This window comes from Neolewinella aquimaris, from assembly GCF_014197245.1.
Lineage (GTDB): Bacteria > Bacteroidota > Bacteroidia > Chitinophagales > Saprospiraceae > Neolewinella > Neolewinella aquimaris.
This window is the reverse complement of sequence record NZ_JACIFF010000007.1, coordinates 177277-194450: the sequence shown is the minus strand read 5'-3', so window position 1 is coordinate 194450 and position 17174 is coordinate 177277. Positions and strand designations below refer to the sequence as shown.

General features: G+C 56.9%; 14 protein-coding genes. 7 read left to right on the top strand and 7 right to left on the bottom strand.

What is annotated here, in order from left to right:
- Positions 1-51 precede the first annotated feature (51 nt).
- On the bottom strand, positions 52-480 hold the full coding sequence (locus GGR28_RS13985) for a response regulator (protein ID WP_183496428.1): 429 nt from the start codon (positions 478-480) through the stop codon (positions 52-54).
- 90 nt (positions 481-570) lie between these two features.
- Positions 571-2766, bottom strand: a complete 2196-nt coding sequence (locus tag GGR28_RS13980) for a sensor histidine kinase (RefSeq protein ID WP_246416750.1) — start codon at positions 2764-2766, stop codon at positions 571-573.
- 119 nt (positions 2767-2885) lie between these two features.
- Here GGR28_RS13980 and GGR28_RS13975 point away from each other — a divergent pair, with 119 nt between their 5' ends.
- Genes GGR28_RS13975 through GGR28_RS13965 form a run of 3 tightly spaced genes read left to right on the top strand, consistent with a single transcriptional unit; the run spans position 2886 to position 4524 of the window.
- Positions 2886-3386: a hypothetical protein gene (locus GGR28_RS13975; RefSeq protein WP_183496426.1), complete on the top strand. Its 501-nt coding sequence runs from the start codon at positions 2886-2888 to the stop codon at positions 3384-3386.
- A 6-nt stretch (positions 3387-3392) separates the two neighbouring features.
- Positions 3393-4013 carry a hypothetical protein gene (locus tag GGR28_RS13970; protein ID WP_183496425.1) on the top strand — a complete coding sequence of 207 codons (621 nt, stop codon included), beginning with the start codon at positions 3393-3395 and terminating at the stop codon, positions 4011-4013.
- A 19-nt stretch (positions 4014-4032) separates the two neighbouring features.
- Positions 4033-4524 carry a DUF4174 domain-containing protein gene (locus GGR28_RS13965; protein ID WP_183496424.1) on the top strand — a complete coding sequence of 164 codons (492 nt, stop codon included), beginning with the start codon at positions 4033-4035 and terminating at the stop codon, positions 4522-4524.
- 2 nt (positions 4525-4526) lie between these two features.
- Here the strand turns inward: GGR28_RS13965 and GGR28_RS13960 are convergent, their stop codons facing one another.
- A complete protein-coding gene (locus tag GGR28_RS13960) occupies positions 4527-5120 on the bottom strand; it encodes a C40 family peptidase (protein ID WP_183496423.1) in 594 nt (197 codons plus the stop codon).
- 59 nt (positions 5121-5179) lie between these two features.
- Here GGR28_RS13960 and GGR28_RS13955 point away from each other — a divergent pair, with 59 nt between their 5' ends.
- Entirely contained in the window at positions 5180-6532 is a 1353-nt protein-coding gene (locus GGR28_RS13955; protein WP_183496422.1) for a DUF58 domain-containing protein, read from the top strand.
- Positions 6533-6535: 3 nt separating this feature from the next.
- On the opposite strand, the gene GGR28_RS13950 is transcribed toward GGR28_RS13955, so the two are convergent.
- Positions 6536-6904 (bottom strand): YraN family protein, encoded by a 369-nt coding sequence (locus tag GGR28_RS13950; protein WP_183496421.1) that lies wholly within the window; start codon positions 6902-6904, stop codon positions 6536-6538.
- A gap of 75 nt (positions 6905-6979) precedes the next feature.
- On the opposite strand from GGR28_RS13950, the gene GGR28_RS13945 reads away from it, so the two are divergent.
- Positions 6980-7579 carry a hypothetical protein gene (locus GGR28_RS13945; protein WP_183496420.1) on the top strand — a complete coding sequence of 200 codons (600 nt, stop codon included), beginning with the start codon at positions 6980-6982 and terminating at the stop codon, positions 7577-7579.
- A 58-nt stretch (positions 7580-7637) separates the two neighbouring features.
- Here the strand turns inward: GGR28_RS13945 and GGR28_RS13940 are convergent, their stop codons facing one another.
- The gene (locus tag GGR28_RS13940; RefSeq protein WP_183496419.1) at positions 7638-8210 is read right to left on the bottom strand and encodes a DUF697 domain-containing protein; all 573 of its coding nucleotides are present in this window, start codon (positions 8208-8210) and stop codon (positions 7638-7640) included.
- Positions 8211-8290: 80 nt separating this feature from the next.
- The gene (locus GGR28_RS13935; protein WP_183496418.1) at positions 8291-9310 is read right to left on the bottom strand and encodes a nucleoid-associated protein; all 1020 of its coding nucleotides are present in this window, start codon (positions 9308-9310) and stop codon (positions 8291-8293) included.
- Positions 9311-9416: 106 nt separating this feature from the next.
- Between GGR28_RS13935 and GGR28_RS13930 the strand changes: the two genes are divergently transcribed.
- The gene (locus tag GGR28_RS13930; protein WP_183496417.1) at positions 9417-10130 is read left to right on the top strand and encodes a pirin family protein; all 714 of its coding nucleotides are present in this window, start codon (positions 9417-9419) and stop codon (positions 10128-10130) included.
- Position 10131: 1 nt separating this feature from the next.
- On the opposite strand, the gene GGR28_RS13925 is transcribed toward GGR28_RS13930, so the two are convergent.
- On the bottom strand, positions 10132-13689 hold the full coding sequence (locus GGR28_RS13925) for a VCBS repeat-containing protein (RefSeq protein ID WP_183496416.1): 3558 nt from the start codon (positions 13687-13689) through the stop codon (positions 10132-10134).
- Between the two features lie 230 nt (positions 13690-13919).
- On the opposite strand from GGR28_RS13925, the gene GGR28_RS13920 reads away from it, so the two are divergent.
- Positions 13920-17156: a SusC/RagA family TonB-linked outer membrane protein gene (locus GGR28_RS13920; protein WP_183496415.1), complete on the top strand. Its 3237-nt coding sequence runs from the start codon at positions 13920-13922 to the stop codon at positions 17154-17156.
- Positions 17157-17174: the final 18 nt, after the last annotated feature.

Below are 17174 nucleotides of genomic sequence, written 5' to 3'. Positions count from 1 at the left end.
CTAGTTTGTGAAGCTGTACAAGGTACAGCATAAGATGAAGGTCCCGCTAGATCAGTCGTGAACGGGCTTTAACCGATTGGTTTTGATCCAAAAATGGTGTATGGATCCTACCAGATCGCGCAAATCCTGAAAACGGTTTGGTTTGACCAGGTATCCGTTGGCACCGCAATCGTAGGCCCGGGAAATATCCTGTGGCTCGTCGCTGCTCGACATAATGATGACGGGCATATTCTTGGTCCGTTCGTCGGACTTGATTTTTTCCAACAGCTCAAGGCCGTTCATTCCGGGCATTTTGATGTCCAGGATAGCCAATCGCGGGAGCGTTGCCGGATCACTGTGTTGCGTCAGACCCTGGTATGCCTCCGTACCACTCTTGCACCAAATGAGTTCCGGAGGGGATTCTAGACGGCTAAGCGCGCGTTGGAAGAATTCCGCATCGGTCGTATCATCCTCGGCAAGTAGGATTTTGTTAGCGTACATGATGGTAGTTAGGGATTAGAACGGTAAATGTAGGAAAGGGAAACAAATTGACAGTGCAAAAAAGAATTTCCTAGGAAACGACAAAATTGGTCAGAATGTTTGATCGGACTTGTCTGCCGGCAAGTTGGTGTAGAAGAAAAAGGTAGCTCCACTTCCCGGTTTACTCTCAATTCTAACCTCGCCGTTGTGCCGACGGATGATTCGGCGCACCACCGCCAATCCCACTCCACTCCCGGAGTAATCCTCTGCACTAACCAGTCGGTTGAACATGCCAAATACGCGCTGGTGGTGGTCCTCGTTGATCCCAATTCCGTTATCCGAAATATAGAACTCCCCGTCGCCGAATGAATTGCTGGCACTGTACCCGACCTCTACCGTACTGGTGGCCTGCTTTGAACTGTACTTGAAGGCATTGCTGAGAAGGTGCTTGAATACCAACGCCAACTGCTGGCGGTCTCCGCGCATGGGGGGGAGGGGCTCGTGCAGCTTAATATCGACAGACTTTCCTGACTCCCGGTTCAGTTCCTGCATTGCCGTACGGACGAGTTGAGCTACGTCGCAGTCGTTCACGACCAGATTTGCCCGTCCTACCCGACTCAGTTCCAGAATATCGGAGATGAACTGGTTCATTCTGGCCGCATTGAGCTGTATGGTCTGGATGAGGTCCTTGGCATCGTCCTTCAGCTTCGGTCCGTAATCCTCCATGAGGATCTCGGCAAACCCGTCGATGCCCCGTAAGGGAGCCCGGAGATCGTGGCTGACCGTGTAGCTGAAGGCTTCCAACTCATCGTAAGCCACCTGCAGCTGACGGTTGATGCGCATCAGCTCTGAATACCGCTCGATGACGACATCCCGTATGAAGGCGTGGAGCTCACGAATGTCGGCAACCTGTTCCTCCGTCCACGGCAAACTGAATCCGGTCCGGGTCTCCACGGTAGTTTTGAACCACTGCCCTTTCTTTTTTGGTCCTTTTTGATCACGGCTACCGTAGGTTACTTTTCCGACCCGTTCGGGACGGAACCAGACCATCCACTCCGTGCGGCGTTGGTTGAGGGGAGCCAGGAATACTCCGGAGGCGGAGTCACGGAAGTCTTCGCCCGGAGCGTAGTGTGCTGCGAGGTGGTCGGTGTAAAAAACATCGTAGTCCTTCAGGTTGCTGGCCGCCCAGTCCATCAGCAGCCGGATGCGTGGCTCCCCCGGAGTCTGACCGAGTTGAATGATCCGATCTTCGATGAGTATTGCAATGCCCCCCGTGTCCGGGACGTATTCAAGCAGCGACGGTTCCGAATGAGTTAAGCCCCGGACCAGGTTCGGAGCGCGGCTAATGTTGTCGCGAATCCGGGCGCGCAGATGGTCCGCGTCCAGGACGCGCTGGCGAGCCTGATCGTGTATCTGGCTGGTCAGTTCCCGGCTGACCTGGTTGCCCAGCAGGTGGACGAAGGTGCGGTGCTGGTAATCGAGGTATACGGCATCCCGTGCCTGGCAGGAGAATACTCCCCAGGGCTTTCCGTGAATGGTAAGCATGACGGAAATCTGGGTAGAGAGGCCGGATTCTCGTACGAAACTCTCCGCAGGCGGGTAGATTGTACGACAACCCAGTACGTAGTTGATGCAGTGGGCGGCATCTCCCAGATCGCCACAAAAACCTACCGGCGCACGATCGGAAGTGGTATAGGCCATGACGGTTTCCCGGGCGTGCAGGCGAAAGGCTTCTTCGGGAAAATCATCCGACCGGAAGCGTATGCCGAGTAGCGAGGGCAGGCTGCCGTTGCCGTGGGTGTGTCTGACGACTCCATCTTCGGAACCCTCCTCAAACTGATACGCGAGCACGCGATCGACGCCGAGTGTCTTATAAATCGCCCGACTTCCAACTGCCAGCACGTCCACCACGGATTCAGTTCTGCTGAGCAATTCCGTGGTTTCGAGTAGGCTCATCTGCCAGTCCTTTGGCGGTAGGCGTGGCTCTATTTCCAGGACAAGGTGTTCGTTCGTGCGAAACACCAGGATTTGCTGGTTGCTCAGACCCAGGGGGTCGTCGGGGCCTAAGTTGATCGGAGGGGGGTACGGCAGATCCGCTACTGCGCGGATGCGATCGACCGTAGCCTGGGAAAAGAGGGAGGTGACGGGAAGGTCAACCCACAGGTTTGCTGCTGCCTTTTTTTTCGTTGCACCCGCGTCCCCGCCCCAACGATTGGGAAGGTTGTTGCTGTGCGCGCAAATGTGGAGGGTCGTTGCATGCACAACGACGACACGGGCGTATGGCTGAATTAAATTATCGGCGGGCATTTGGTCTGAGGCAGGTAGCTTATCAGTTAAGCGCATTGTGCCAACCTCTTGTTTATATGGCGAATGTAAAAATGAGCCCGTGACCTAAACCACAATCACGTTTTCTAGATATAGACAATGTGCAATCGGACGATAGAATCATACGGCATCCCGGCCTGGTCCCGCTATGGGAAAGCATGGAGCGGGAACACCGCACCAAGCAACTGCTGGCGGTTGGTGCCGTGGTAGCCGGGCTGGCCGTAAGTGCGTTGTCCCTGCCCCATTCCGCGGTCTTTCCCTTTCTCGGCGCGCTGGTGGCTACGCTGGGTGTTTACTGGATGTACCGACTGTTGGGCGAGCAACCCGCCGCGGCCTGGCGTGAATTGCTGCGCGAGGAGCCCACACGGATCGTGTGGGTGTACGGGCTGGTGACCGAACGAATGCCCTTCGGCCTGAACCTGATGCGCAGCGCCACGCTTTATCTGGTGGAGGCGAACGGTGAAATGAACGACTTCAGCCTCCATCCCGACCAACTGTTGCTCGTGACCAAAACCCTGAACCGCCTGCTGCCCCACGCCGAGTTCGGTTATACCGAAGAGCGGGAGTTGCGGTACCGCGGTGAACTCACTCGCTTCAAATAGATTCAAATGTCCAATTTCTGGCAAAAAATAAGCGCCCTATTCGACGCCGCCGAGCAAAGCGGTCCTACGGATCCGGTGGTGCACGAGGTCATCGAGCGGGACCCCGAAGAGTTGGAAAGCTACGAACGCTGGAAAAAGACGCTGGCCCGTCGTCGGTTGTTCGACTGGCTGATCGACCAGTACGCACAGTTCCGGACCACCGGCCGGACCGATAATTCGGTAAGCTTCCTCGATACGCCCAGCAGCAAGGGGTTTGTGATACATTTTCACCAGACGCACTACAGTAAAGCGGAGATCCATCACTTCTTTCACTACCTCAAGGAGCGCATACTGGAGTTGAACTACCGCACCCAGATCAGCGACCGCCGGGTGTTCAGTCGCCCGGATTGGGTGGAGACCCAGGAGCGCCACTACCTCAAACCGCGCACCCGTCACCAGCGCCATTCCGGCACGATAGAGCGGGGGGGACTCGATCAAAAGTTCGGGAACATTACGGTAGAATTGGAGCTGCGCGACGATCTGCCGTGGAACCTGCGGTTGCGGGCGACGACCTACCAGGATGCCCTCTACGGAGCACCCGAAAGCTTCCGCGGTCTCCTGGTCGCTGTTGCCGGAACATCGAATTAATCCGCTGTGTTTCAGTAACATGAAACTGTTACTCCCCCTTATATTATTGACGGTCCTTCCCGAACTTGCGGGTGCCCAGAGCCCGGAAGACTTCCGGTGGAAATCGCGGGTGGTCGTACTGTTCACCCCCGCGATGGACGACCCCCTCTTCGTGGAGCAGTACGAGCTACTGCGGGCCAGGGTAGAAGAGCTGGACGAGCGACAGGTGCAGATCGTGATGGCAACGCCGAACGGGGAGCGGGAAAATTCCGGCATGTTCCTGGGGGAAAGCGCCTCCGCCCATTACTACGACTACTTCAGCGCGGCACCCTACCAACTGGAACTCGTGCTGGTCGGACTGGATGGCACCGAAAAGTACCGTGCCAGAAATACCATCACCCCGGTATCGGTGCTACTGGAACTAATCGATGGAATGCCCATGCGACAGCGCGAACTGAAACAGGGGTACGGGAACGAAAGCCGGATCAGTAAGAAAGGAAAGAACATTCCGCCCCGGAAGGGTGGGGGATAGGCCTACTGAATAAGGGTGCGGATCGTGTAAATCTTCGGTTTCCAGTAGGAGGAGGCCAGGATATTTTCGCGAATGACGCCGCGGCTGCTGGTAGGATGGATCACCCAGATCTCACCGGGGCCGGTAGCTACCACCATGGAAACGTGAAAGACGGGTTGGTTGGCTCCCCTGCGGTAGAACACCAGGTCGCCGGGCTTTGCCGCGGAGGCATTGATCTGGGTACCCTGGCGGGCCTGATCACGGGACACGCGGTGAATGTCCAGTCCCTGGTCGTTGTAAAGGTACTTAACGAAACCGGAGCAGTCGAAGCCTTCCCGCGGGTTGTTGCCTCCGTACTTGTAACGGACGCCGATGAACCGTTCGGCTTCGGTGATCAATTTACCCCTGACCGCCGCCGTGGACCCCGTAAGCACCGGTGGCGTCGCTTTACGGGCGACTGGCTTAGCGGCCGGCTTCTCCCTGTGCGGACGGGCTTCGACCGTCTCCGTGGTGCCCGATGCGCGCGATGGGTTTCTCACCGTTGACACCGGACGAAACGAGCTACAGCCCGATAACAGGGCAGCTAAGAAAAGAAGGATGAGAAGGGGGTGTCGCAAGCGGTAGGTTTGTGGCGTAAGAACGCGCTATTCTACCAATTTAGTTTAGCTTGCTCTCCATGTACGAGCGAATGCGCGCCATTGCGACACACCTACGCTTTATCTACCTGGGCAACCGGTTCTTCGTGGGGCTCGGTTTGGTGGTGGTACTATCCGCTGCCGGATTCTGGAAGCCGCTCGCCTTCTGGCTGGCGGTAGCCACGCTTGCCGTGCTGCTGATCCTGACCGTTGTCGATACGGTGATGCTTTACGGACGATCCGGTCGGGTGTCGGCGGTGCGCCGCCCTCCCGAGGTGTTTTCCCTCGGTGACGAGATGCAGGTGCTGCTGTTGATCCACAATGAGGGTACGGCAAATCTTGACCTAACCATTACGGACGAACTGCCTGCGGAACTCCAGGTACGGGACCACAGGATCCAGCTGATGCTGCCCGCGGGGCAGAAACGAACGGTCGGATATGGGGTGCGTCCACTGTCCCGGGGGCGCTATGACTTCGGCAACCTCAACCTCTTCGTACGCAGCAAACTAGGCCTGGTAGAGCGGAGGAGAGAAATTTCCCACGGGCAGTCGGTGGCCGTTTACCCGAGTATCATCCAGATGAAGCGGTTCAGCCTGGGGCACCGTGCCTCGGTACCCAGCGAGGGGCGTCGTCGGCCACGCCCGGTATCCCGGAGCTACGCATTCGACAGCATTAAGGAGTATGTTCGGGGCGACGACCTGCGCAGCGTCAACTGGAAGGCAACGGCCAGAAAGGGGGAGGTGATGGTGAACCAGTACGAAACCGAGCGGGCACAACGCATTTACTCCGTGATCGACAAGGGCCGTACCATGCTGATGCCGTTCAACGGTCTTAGCCTGCTAGATTATGCCATCAACGCCTCATTGGCTCTGACCAACGTCATTCTTCAGCGCGGCGATCGGGCAGGGCTTCTTACTTTTTCGGATAAGCTTGGGGACATCCTTCCGGCGGATAACCGCTCCGACCAGTTGCGTACCGTGCTCGATACGCTCTACCGTCAGCGTGAGCGGGAGGGAGAAAGTGATTATGAATTGCTGTACTACGCCAGCCGGCGTTTTTTGCCGGGGCGGAGTCTGCTGTTGTTGTTCACGAATTTTGAAAGCAACTACGCGCTCGATCGGGTACTACCCGCACTGCGGCGCATCGGGCGCGATCATACCCTGGTGGTAGTGCTCTTTGAAAACACCGAAGTGACGCAACTGCTCCGAACACCTACGAGCGACGTAAAGACAGTTTACCAGAAGCATACGGTGCGCCGTTACCTACAGGAGCGACAGTTGATGGCGGCGCGGCTGCGGCAAAACGGTGTACAAGTGATCTTCACCCGACCCGAGGCGCTTACCGGTCAGGTGATCGAAAAGTACCTGGAGTTAAAGGGACGGGCACAGATCTGACGTTCAGTGCAGACCGGGAAAAAAAACGTCCTCGTAATGATCGAGTTGGTACGCTTCGGGTGATTTCAGGTAGATCGCGATCAGGTCAAAGCGAATTTCCCAGTCGTAGCCGGTTTCCTCCATGTACATCGAGGCGGCCCTGCTGATCCTGCGCTGCTGCTCCCGCTTAAAGAAGATACTCGGATGACCGAACGCCAGGGAAGTACGGGTCTTGACCTCTACGAATACCAGTACATCGCCGTGTTTCGCCACGATATCGATCTCGGTACGCCGGTAGCGGTAGTTTACGGCCTCGACGAGGTAGCCCTTGTCCAGCAGATAGGTCCGTGCCAACGCTTCTCCGCGCCTGCCCGTCTTCATACGGTCGGTCATTGCGCCAAAGTAGGAAATCTACGAACAAAGCCGGTGCGACCATATTATCTTTGCGCGCCCCCAATAATCCATCCAATGAAGCGAAAGTCCTGTCTCCTCCTCTGTTTTCTTCTCTTTTTTACCACCCTCATTTTCGCACAAACCCGTGAAGATGCCGCACGGGACGACCTCGACTACTCTTCCCGGGGCCGACAGGCTATGGTAAACGAAAGCGGAGGGCTCTGGTACGGTGCCGGTGCCCAGCTTGGCTTTCGCGGCGGAAACAACTTCAGTTTCTTCCAGATCGGCGTATCTCCCATGGTGGGGTACAAGCTCAACAACTTCCTGAGTGCCGGCCCGCGCGTCAGTGTGACGTACAACAGCTACCGCGACGATCTGTACGGGATTAAGGATAAGTACTTCAGCTGGTCAGCGGGAGTGTTCGCCCGGGCCAAAATCTACCGGGGACTTTTCGCCCACGGGGAGTACAGCCTGATCAGCGATATGGAATATCTTCTGGCCGGCGGACAGGCGCGCGTGACTCGTGCCATACCGTTCCTGGGGGCGGGTTTCAACCAGGGGGGTGGTCCCGGCAGCACCGGATTCGAACTCCTGCTGCTTTTCCGCCTTACGCAACCGGATCGCCTGAACGACGCCCCGTACGAACTGCGTACCGGATTCAACTACAACTTCTAAAGAGAATGCCCCGATTCGCACAGCGAATCGGGGCATTCTCTTTCGGGTAGGATCGAGGTTAGGACTTCTCGCTACCGAGCAGGTAGCTGAAGTTGTTGCGGAAGCCGGCTACCTTGGTAGGGTTCCACTTTCCCTCCTGTACCTGGGCGATAACGTGATTGACGATCTCACTGACGGTAATGTCGGCGGGATTTTCTCCGTTAGCCAAGCGCGCCTGGTAGATCTTGCCGGTCTCGGCGGTCATGAAACCACTAAGGGCTGCCTGCGTTGCGCCGCCGATAAGGAACTTAAGGGGTGAGAAGGCCTTCGTGATCGAAGCGGCCACACCGGTGATGAGGCGACCGATCAGTGAGGTAACGCCGGTGGTAATGGTCATACGCACCATCTGGTCGTCGATGTCGTATTCGTATACCCGTGCCAGCTCCTTGATCATTTTGACCTGTACGCCCGTCAGTGCAGCAACGTCGAGTCCGAAAGTAGGGATCAGTCCGGTTGCGGTGCCGAACAGGGCGTAGCGCCGGATGATGCTATCGGCCTGGTCGTTTTTGTTCTGCAGGTCGGTTTTCGCGGGAAGGTTTTCGCCGTTGGTCTTGGGGGTGTTTGTTTCGGTAGTTTGCTCGGTCGATGCCATAGTTGTTGTATTGATAGGTTAGTACCCCTACAACCCAGTTTTACGCGGTAAATGTTCGCTAAGGAATTACAATAGCCCGCTCACTCGCCGTTCTGATCCAGCAGTAGGGAAGCCAGTTCCTCGCTGTTGATCGTGATCTTACCACTGGCCTCATCGATGTGGATTTGCCCGTTACGGAAGTGGTCTTTGGTACACGTGATACTGATGCCACCGACCCCGGCCCTGAGGTAAAACTGGTTGCGCAGGGCCTTTCGATCGACGCGGAAGCCCTGGTCGATCGGACTTTCCTGCTCGGCCAGCATGTCCTGGAGCGGCTTGTCGTTGCCGTAGAAGTGCTGGTCGAAATCCTGTACCCGGATCGTCTGCTGGGGAGCTTTGGCGGCATACTTTACCAGCGCCTTCTCAAAGTCGCCCTCGTTCATGGCAAAACCCGTTTCCCGGTCTTTGGGCACGGGCAGTTCTTCCACCATTTCCAGGAAGGAGTGGGTGAGTTCCGAACTGGTTTCGGCCCGATCGATGCCCACCCAGTCGGTAAAGTACTGGCTGATGCTGCTCTGGGTCCGCGCATGACGGATCATTTGTACATTCCTTCCCGGACCGGCCAGCAACCTGGCGGCCATAGCCATATTCTGTATGTCGAGATAGGCAGTTGTTTGGAGCCGCAGGGACTCATCCACCTCATCATCGGTAAAGACCATCCCCTCCGTATTGCGAATCATGTAGATGCCCAGCATACGCTGCTCTTCGATGCTGTAGTCGGCAAACAGTAGGTACCCGCCCTTGGCGCCCACCACGCCCTGCAGGTTATCCTTCAGGGCAGTCATGGAATTTCGGCTAAAATCTACAAACGACTCCCGGCGGCGGCCGTCTTCCAGCCAGTTCTGGTAGTAGGCCGGAAACAGCCCCTCGTCCGGCTCGAGCAAGAATCCCTGCAGGAGGTCCGATTTCCGCTCGAACGTTTGATCCAGTCGGCCGATCAGATCGGTCGCCAATTCGGTGATCGGCAGCGCCTGACTACTCAGCAGCAGGTCAGCCTCCGCCATTTCCGGTTGTTTCTTGAGTTCGTGAACGATGATGTGGTGAACGATAAGTTGATCCATTGCGCGAAGGTAGGTACGTATAGTTTTTCCTCCCCATCCCCGATCGAAACTTTCACCAGCAGCAAATGTTTCCAAGTGTATCTAATGTAGATACAATAATTAGGTCATGAAGATCATTCATCATTCCGCCGCATCAAGGGGCCACGCCAACCACGGCTGGCTCAATACCCACCATTCGTTCAGCTTCGCAGGCTACTACGATCCGGACCGGACGAACTTTGGCGCATTGCGCGTGCTGAACGACGACGAGGTTGCGGCCGGTCGGGGATTCGGTGCCCACTCCCACGACAACATGGAAATTATATCCATTCCACTAGAGGGAGATCTGGAGCACCAGGATAACATGGGCAATACAACGGTCATTCGCGCGGGCGACATTCAGGTTATGAGCGCCGGTACCGGAGTAGTGCACTCCGAAAAGAATCGAAACCGCGACCGCGACGTCAAGTTTCTGCAAATCTGGGTTATCCCCAATCGCCGAGACGTAAGGCCGCGCTACGAGCAAATCACGATGGATTCGCAACGGGAAGCGAACGCCTGGAACCGGGTACTGGGTCCCGAACCCGGGGAGGGGGCAGTCTGGATTCACCAAGACGCCTACTTCAGCATCGGCCGCTTTGCTTCCGATACCGCCACGACCTATTCCCTCAACCGGCCGGGCCATGGCGTCTATTTCTTTATTCTGGAGGGCAGTGCCACGGTCGAAGGTCAGGACGTCGGGCACCGTGACGGCCTTGGCATCATCGATGCCACCACCATTAAACTAACCGCCGGACCCGCCGGAGTCCGCATTCTCGCTATGGAAGTGCCGATGAAGTAACCTACTTGGACGGCACCGGCCGCGCTGCGCCGTCGAACCCGATCATTTTCAGATCTTCCGCCCCCGCCGGTAACCACACGCCCCTGCTGCGCTGACTCAGGTAGCCGCTTCCGTAATACACCTCTTCGGCGGTTTGCTTCTCACCCATCCGGTAAGTGACCCGTTGCACATCTGGCGGTACGGGGAGGTAACGGCCGGTTCCGGTGGTTGGGCGGAAGGCCCGCGTCGTGCCGCTGTTTTCCGAGGCAATCAATCTGGCGGAACCGTCGACCTCCAGCACCGTCAGGCTTCTTCCGTCGCCCGGAACGTAAAAGGAGGCCTCGGCATCGGTTACGGTTCGGAAGTCTCCCGCCTCCGGATCGTACAGCATCACCAGTCCGTTGAGCGCGTCGAGGGTGCCCATGCCGGTTTCCGCCCCATAATCGTTGCCGATGGCGATCAGATCGGGGTGCCCGTCCCCGTTTACGTCGAGGGTCTGCACGCCGTATAGGGGCGAAGACTGGGCCTCCCGCGGCAGTTCGTGAAATTTAAATTCCCCCCCACCCAAATTTTCGATCCACGCCGAGCGCAGGTAGTCGGTGCGAAGGATGGTGACTTCTGCCTCCGGGTATCCACCCACGACATCCGCAATGGTAGCGCGCCCGAACTGATCGTGTCTTTCGTAGCGTTGTTTGACGCTGATCAGCTGCTTTTCCGTATCCGTCCGCTGGTGGTGGGGGAATTCCTGGTAACTGCCGTCTTCGGCAAGCGCGTAGTTGCCAACGATTAGGTCGTAGCCGCCGTTGCCGTCGAAGTCCGCCCCGTACAGCCCTACGTAGTCCTTGCCGCTCTGTCCGTAGAGGTTGTTGGTGCCGAAATTGGTAGCTACGTAATCGATGTCCCCATCCAGATCAAAGTCCGCCCCGTTCAGTCCGTTCCACCAGCCGGTGTGCCCGGAAAGCGAAGACGAAGCGGATGCACTCAACGTGCCGTCCCGGTTGGAGAAGAGCTGCAACCCCATGCCCTGACCGGCGATCAGGAGATCGACCCAACCGTCGTTGTCGTAATCGGTCCACAAGGCGTCGCAGACCAGGCCAAGAGCGGAAAATTCGGGCGGGGACGCGGGAGCAAAGTTACCGCGACCATCATTGATCAGCAGGTAACTGTCAACGGGCTCAGGAAAGCGGCCCGGGTTCAATCTGCCGCCCACAAACAAGTCGAGATCGCCGTCCCGGTCAACGTCCGCAGCCCGAACGCAGGATCCACTCGATTGGATATCGGGCAGTGCCCCGGTATTCAGCGTGAAGTTTCCGGCCCCGTCGTTCAGCAGGAGTTGGTCCCTCAGTTCCGGTCGGTCGAGGCTGTATTCGCTTCCGCCACTGACCAGGTAAAGGTCCTGATCCCCGTCTCCGTCTGCGTCAAAGAACAGGCTTCCGAGTTCTTCCGGTCCCGGTTCCGTACCGAGTAGTCCGCCCGGTGAAAACGTGGGTCGTCCGTTTTCGTCCCTGCCCTGAAGTAGGAGGTCCCCCCGGTAAAAATGAGATCCCGATCGGTACAGGTCGTCGAGTCCGTCGCCGTTCACGTCTGCCACGGCCAGGGCAGGACCGTATTCCGACAGCTTATGGGGCAGCAGGGGTTGTACGTTGAAGTCGATGAAGAGGCAGTCGCGGTGCATCGGCAGTTGCCGCACCAGATCGCTTGTCTCAACGAAGAGAGGGGCGGCTGTGGGTTGCGCCCGTGGTGCATCCGGTTCTCCTTCCATTGCCGAAAGCGTTACCCGTTGATCCCACTTTACGTCCTTATATATACGTCGGTTCCCGTCGGGCCAGGCAACGGTCACCGCAACGAGGGAATCGCCGGGTGCGAAGCCGAAGTGCAAGACATCGCTGACGCTGGAGAGAAACCCGCGACCGGGGTGGTTGTAGGCCGACATGGTCCGGCTGCCCGCATCGACGGTCACCCGGGCGCCGAGGGCACCGGTGTTCTGTCCCTGGCCTTTGAGAGTTATGGTTAGCCAGTGGGTGGCATCCGGGCGGTGGTCGGGGGTAATCAGGTTGTTGCGAAACAGGAAGCAACTGTCGTTGATGTTGTTTACGACGTAGTCCAGGTCGCCGTCGTTGTCCAGATCGGCATAGGCGGCACCGTTACTGAAGGAGGGGTATTCGAAGCCCCACTCTGCGGTGCGCTTACGGAAGGAGGGAATATCGTGTCCATCGTTTTCGAAGGCGTAATTGGCGATTTTTACCGAGGGAATCTGGGCCAGGCGCACCTCCCGACTGGCTAGTCTGCTCATCACCACATTGTAGTCCATGAAGTCGCGGTCTGTAACGTCGCGGGGGAAGCCGTTGGTTATGAGCAGGTCGCGGTCGCCGTCGTTGTCGACATCGGCGGCCAGGGGGCTCCAGCTCCAGTCGGTAGCCGCAACGCCTGCCTGCATCCCCACTTCGGTAAAGCGAAAGGTTGAGTCGTTCAGTTGGCGGTTGATCTGCAGGGAGTTGCGGGTGAATTGAGGCTGGTAACCGAATCGTTCGTTGTTGAGGTACCCGTTGTAGTTATTGGGGGGCATCATGGCCTTACGTCGGAGGTTGCCTTCCGGGTACATATCCACGGTGATGATATCGTCCAGGCCGTCGTTGTTCAGGTCAGCGACGTCGGTGCCCATGGCGGAGTAGCTGGTATGTTTGAGGTACTCGGCTGCCCGGTCCGTGAAGGTGCCGTCCTGGTTGTTGATCCACAACAGGTCGTTGGTGACGTAGTCGTTGGTGACGTAGAGATCGGGCCAGCCGTCCTGGTTCAGGTCACATACGCTGACGCCGAGTCCGTACCCTTCCTTGAGGATACCGGTTTCCCGGGTTGCGTCGACGAAACGGGGGAGGCCGTCGGGACCATTGCCCTCATTGCGGTAAAGCTTGTCGTTCTTGCGGCCGGAACCGTCGATCAGCTTGGGCAGGTAGCGATTGGGGATCGTGCGATCGTCCATTTCGTTGACCAGCACGTAGAGGTCTAGGTCACCGTCGCGGTCGTAGTCGAAGAAAACCGACTGGGTGGTATGGGAGGTGTCGGCGATGCCGCAGGTGCCGGCAACTTCCGTAAAGCGGGGAATTTGGGTTCCGTTTTCTCCGGCTTCGTTGCCCTGATTAATGTACAGCAGGTTGGCCCGGTGCCGGCCGGGCTCCCTCACCGTGGCGCTGACGTACAGATCGGGCCGGCCGTCCCCGTTGACATCGCTTATGGCAATTCCACTGCACCAGCGTCCCCGCCCGCTTACCCCTGCCTGCTCGGTAACGTCGAGAAACTTAAAATCACCGAGGTTGAGGTAGAGCCGGTTATCGGCCGTGTTGCCGGAGAAGTACAGATCAGTAAGCCCGTCGCCGTTGAAGTCAGCGGTGCCGACGCCGCCGCCGTTGTAGACGTATTCGAAGGCAAGAATGTTAAAGGTGTCGTTTTCCGTAATGCGATTGGCGAAGGTGAGGCCGCTTTTATCCGCTTCTATACGTTGGAAGAGGGTAGGCGACTCCGATTGGCAACTCACGAGGAGAAGCAATGGGAGAATTACGAAAGTGGGGAGAAATGTCTTCATGCTGGAAAAAGAATGAGGGCAAGATAACAATGTCCCGACGTGACAGAAAATTAAGGTCTTACACCGGTCAGTTTGATTGATGTTTTGCAGTTTGCCTGCTACACAACCCAATGGTCGGTGCCAGGTATATTTAATATTGTCTAAGTTAGCGTCCGATTTACACCAACTAATCTGGCTGCCCGGGTGGCAGCCAATTTTTTTATAAACAACTCACTAATATAATTTCGATCATGAAACATCTCTTGAGCCTGTTGATGGCGCTGCTTTGTTCGGCGGCCATTTACGGGCAAACCACGGTAAGTGGTACTATAATGGATTCCGACGGCTTTCCATTGATCGGAGCTACGATCCTCGCTAAGGGGACTACCGTAGGTACCGTCGCTGATTTAGACGGCAACTATTCACTCACCGTTCCCGCGGACGTCGTAGAGCTCGAGTATTCCTTTACCGGTTACGAGACCCAGACGGTCATCCTCAGCGGACAGACGGTTGTCGATGTGGTCATGAGCGAAGGAATCGCGCTTGACGAGATTGTCGTAACGGGCTACGCAACCACGACCAAGCGGCAGACAACCGCGGCTATTTCTACGGTTTCTACCGAGGAGCTGTCGGCCGTTCCCTCGGGCAACGTCGAGCAACAGCTTCAGGGACGTGCCGCGGGCGTAACCGTTATTACCAACGGCCAGCCGGGTACCAACTCCATCATCCGGATCCGCGGTTTCGGCTCTTTTGGAGGTAACCAGCCACTTTACGTAGTGGATGGAGTCCCCGTGGGTGGCATTGGCTTCCTCTCGCCGGACGACATTGAAGCTACTTCCGTACTGAAGGATGCCTCTTCCGCTTCGATCTACGGAGCGCGGGCTTCCGGTGGCGTAGTTGTTATTCAGACCAAGCGGGGTAGCAAAACTCCTTCTCCCCTGAAGATCAGCTACGACGGACTCGTCGGCTTTTCCGATCCGGGCGAAGGCCAACCCATCCTCACGCCACAGCAGGATGCCGACAAAACCTGGGAGGCATTTTACAACGACGGCCTGGTTCCCGGTGACGCCAATTTTACCCACCCGCAATACGGAAGCGGAGCGCAGCCCGTTCTGCCCGACTATATCCTGGTTGGTGACCGCAACGGTGTGGTCGGTTCGGTAGACCTCGAGGCGGAGCGTGCACTGTACAACATCGACGCCAACGCCGGAGGGCTCTACCAGGTCGTGCGCGCCAACAAGGAGGGCACCGACTGGTACGATGCCATCACCAGCACCGGCGTGCTGCAACGTCACACTTTAGGTCTTCAGGGTTCGACGGAAGACGCCCGGTACTACGTAGGTATGGGTATCCAAACCATCGATGGTATCCTGAAGAACAACGGCGCCGATCGCTACAGCTTCCGGGCCAACACCGAATTTAACCTCGGCAGCAAGGTACGGATTGGAGAAAACCTCCAATTTACCTACAGCACCCAACGCGGATTCATCGGTGGCGGCGGTGGACAGAACGTGGCACGTGATGAGAACGCTATTCTCTCCGCCTTCCGCCTGAACCCCCTCATCCCCGTTTACGATGAGTTTGGTGGGTATGCCGGTACCGCTGCCCGCGGCTTCGGTAACCCCCGTAACCCGGTTGCAGAACGTGACGGAGTAGCGAATAACCAGAACTTCAACACCGGCGCCTTCGGTAACTTTTACGTGGAAGTCGAGCCCATCGAGGCGCTGACCCTTCGTTCCAGCATCGGCGGTAACTACTACGCCTACAACGGCAATTTCTACAACCGCCAGACCTACGAGAATGCCGAGAACAACGGCAGTTTCGGCTACGGCGAGTACCAGGGATACGGTTACGACTGGACCTGGACCAACACCGCCAACTACAAGACGAGCATCGGGGCAAACAACTTCGACGTGCTGCTGGGTATCGAATCCCTTTCCGCCAACAACGGTCGTCAGAGTGGTGCCAGCGGTATCAATCCCTTCAGCCGTACGGTAGACTTCATTAACCTGAGCACGATAACGACCAATCCACCCTCGAGTAATTTCAACGTACCTCAGAAGTTTTTCTCCATCTTCGGACAGTTGAACTACAACTGGAACGATCGCTATTACCTGACGGGTGTACTACGTCGCGACGGCTCCAGCAAGTTTGGTTCCGACAACCGCTACGGCGTATTTCCGGCCGTGTCGGGTGCCTGGCGCGTAACGGGAGAATCCTTCATGCAGAACCAGAACCTACTGGCGGACCTCAAAATCCGTGGTGGTTGGGGACAGATGGGTAACTCTAATAACGTAGACGCGGACAACCGCTTCAACTTGTTTGCCCAGGGCGTAGGCCAGGGCAGCTACCCCATCACTGGTTCGAATTCTAACGCCAGCAACGGGTTCTACCTCAGCCGTATCGGAACCGAGCGTGCAAAGTGGGAATCCAGTGAAACGACCAATATTGGTTTCGACGCTACCTTTATCGGGGGCAAAATTGACTTTGTCGTCGATTTCTGGCGCAAGACCACGAATGACCTTCTGGTCCGTCTGCCCCTGCCCGCCGTTACCGGACCCGTAGCTACGGCTCCATTCGTTAACATTGGCAGCATGCGCAACCAGGGTATTGACGCTCAGATCATCTACCGCGATAAACTTGCCCAGGATTTCAGTTTCGAGCTTACCCTCAACGGGGCCTTGCTCCAAAATGAAATTACCAAGTTCACGGACGATACCGACTTCTTCGATCGTAGCGGTACCCGCATTAACGGTACCATCGTTCGGAACGAAGTAGGTCGCCCGCTTTCTTCCTTCTTCGGTTACAAAGTGCTTGGCTTGTTCCAGTCCGACTCCGAAGTCAGCAGTGCGCCGACCCAGGACGGAGCCGCTCCCGGCCGCTTCCGCTTCGAGGATAACAACAGCCGTGATGAGAATGGTGACCTGACGGGTATTCCCGACGGGATTATTGACGAAGCCGACCGTACTTTCCTCGGAAGCGCGGTGCCCGATTTCACCGGTGGCCTGAACCTCAAGCTCATGTACAAGAGCTTTGATCTCACGACCTTCTTTTACACCAGCCTCGGTAACGAGATCTACAACAACTCTAAGTGGTTCACCGACTTCTACGGCACCTTCAACGGAGCCGCCGTTTCGACCCGGGTACTTGACAGCTGGACGCCACAGAATACCGACACAGATGTGCCGATCTACGAATCGGCATCCAACCTAAGTACCTCGCAGCAGTCTACCAGCTACTACGTTGAGGATGGTTCTTACCTGCGCCTGACCAACCTGACCCTGGGTTACACCTTGCCAGCCGGTGCGCTGGGTGGGGCCTTCTCTAACCTGCGCTTCGCCGTTTCCGGCAATAACCTCTTTACAATTACCGGGTACGACGGACTTGACCCTGCGGTAGGTGGCTCTGCAGATACCGACTTTGGAGTTGACGTAGGCAACTACCCAGTTAGCCGCAGCTACAACTTTCAGGTAAGCGTGGACTTCTAATCACAACTAGTAAAACAT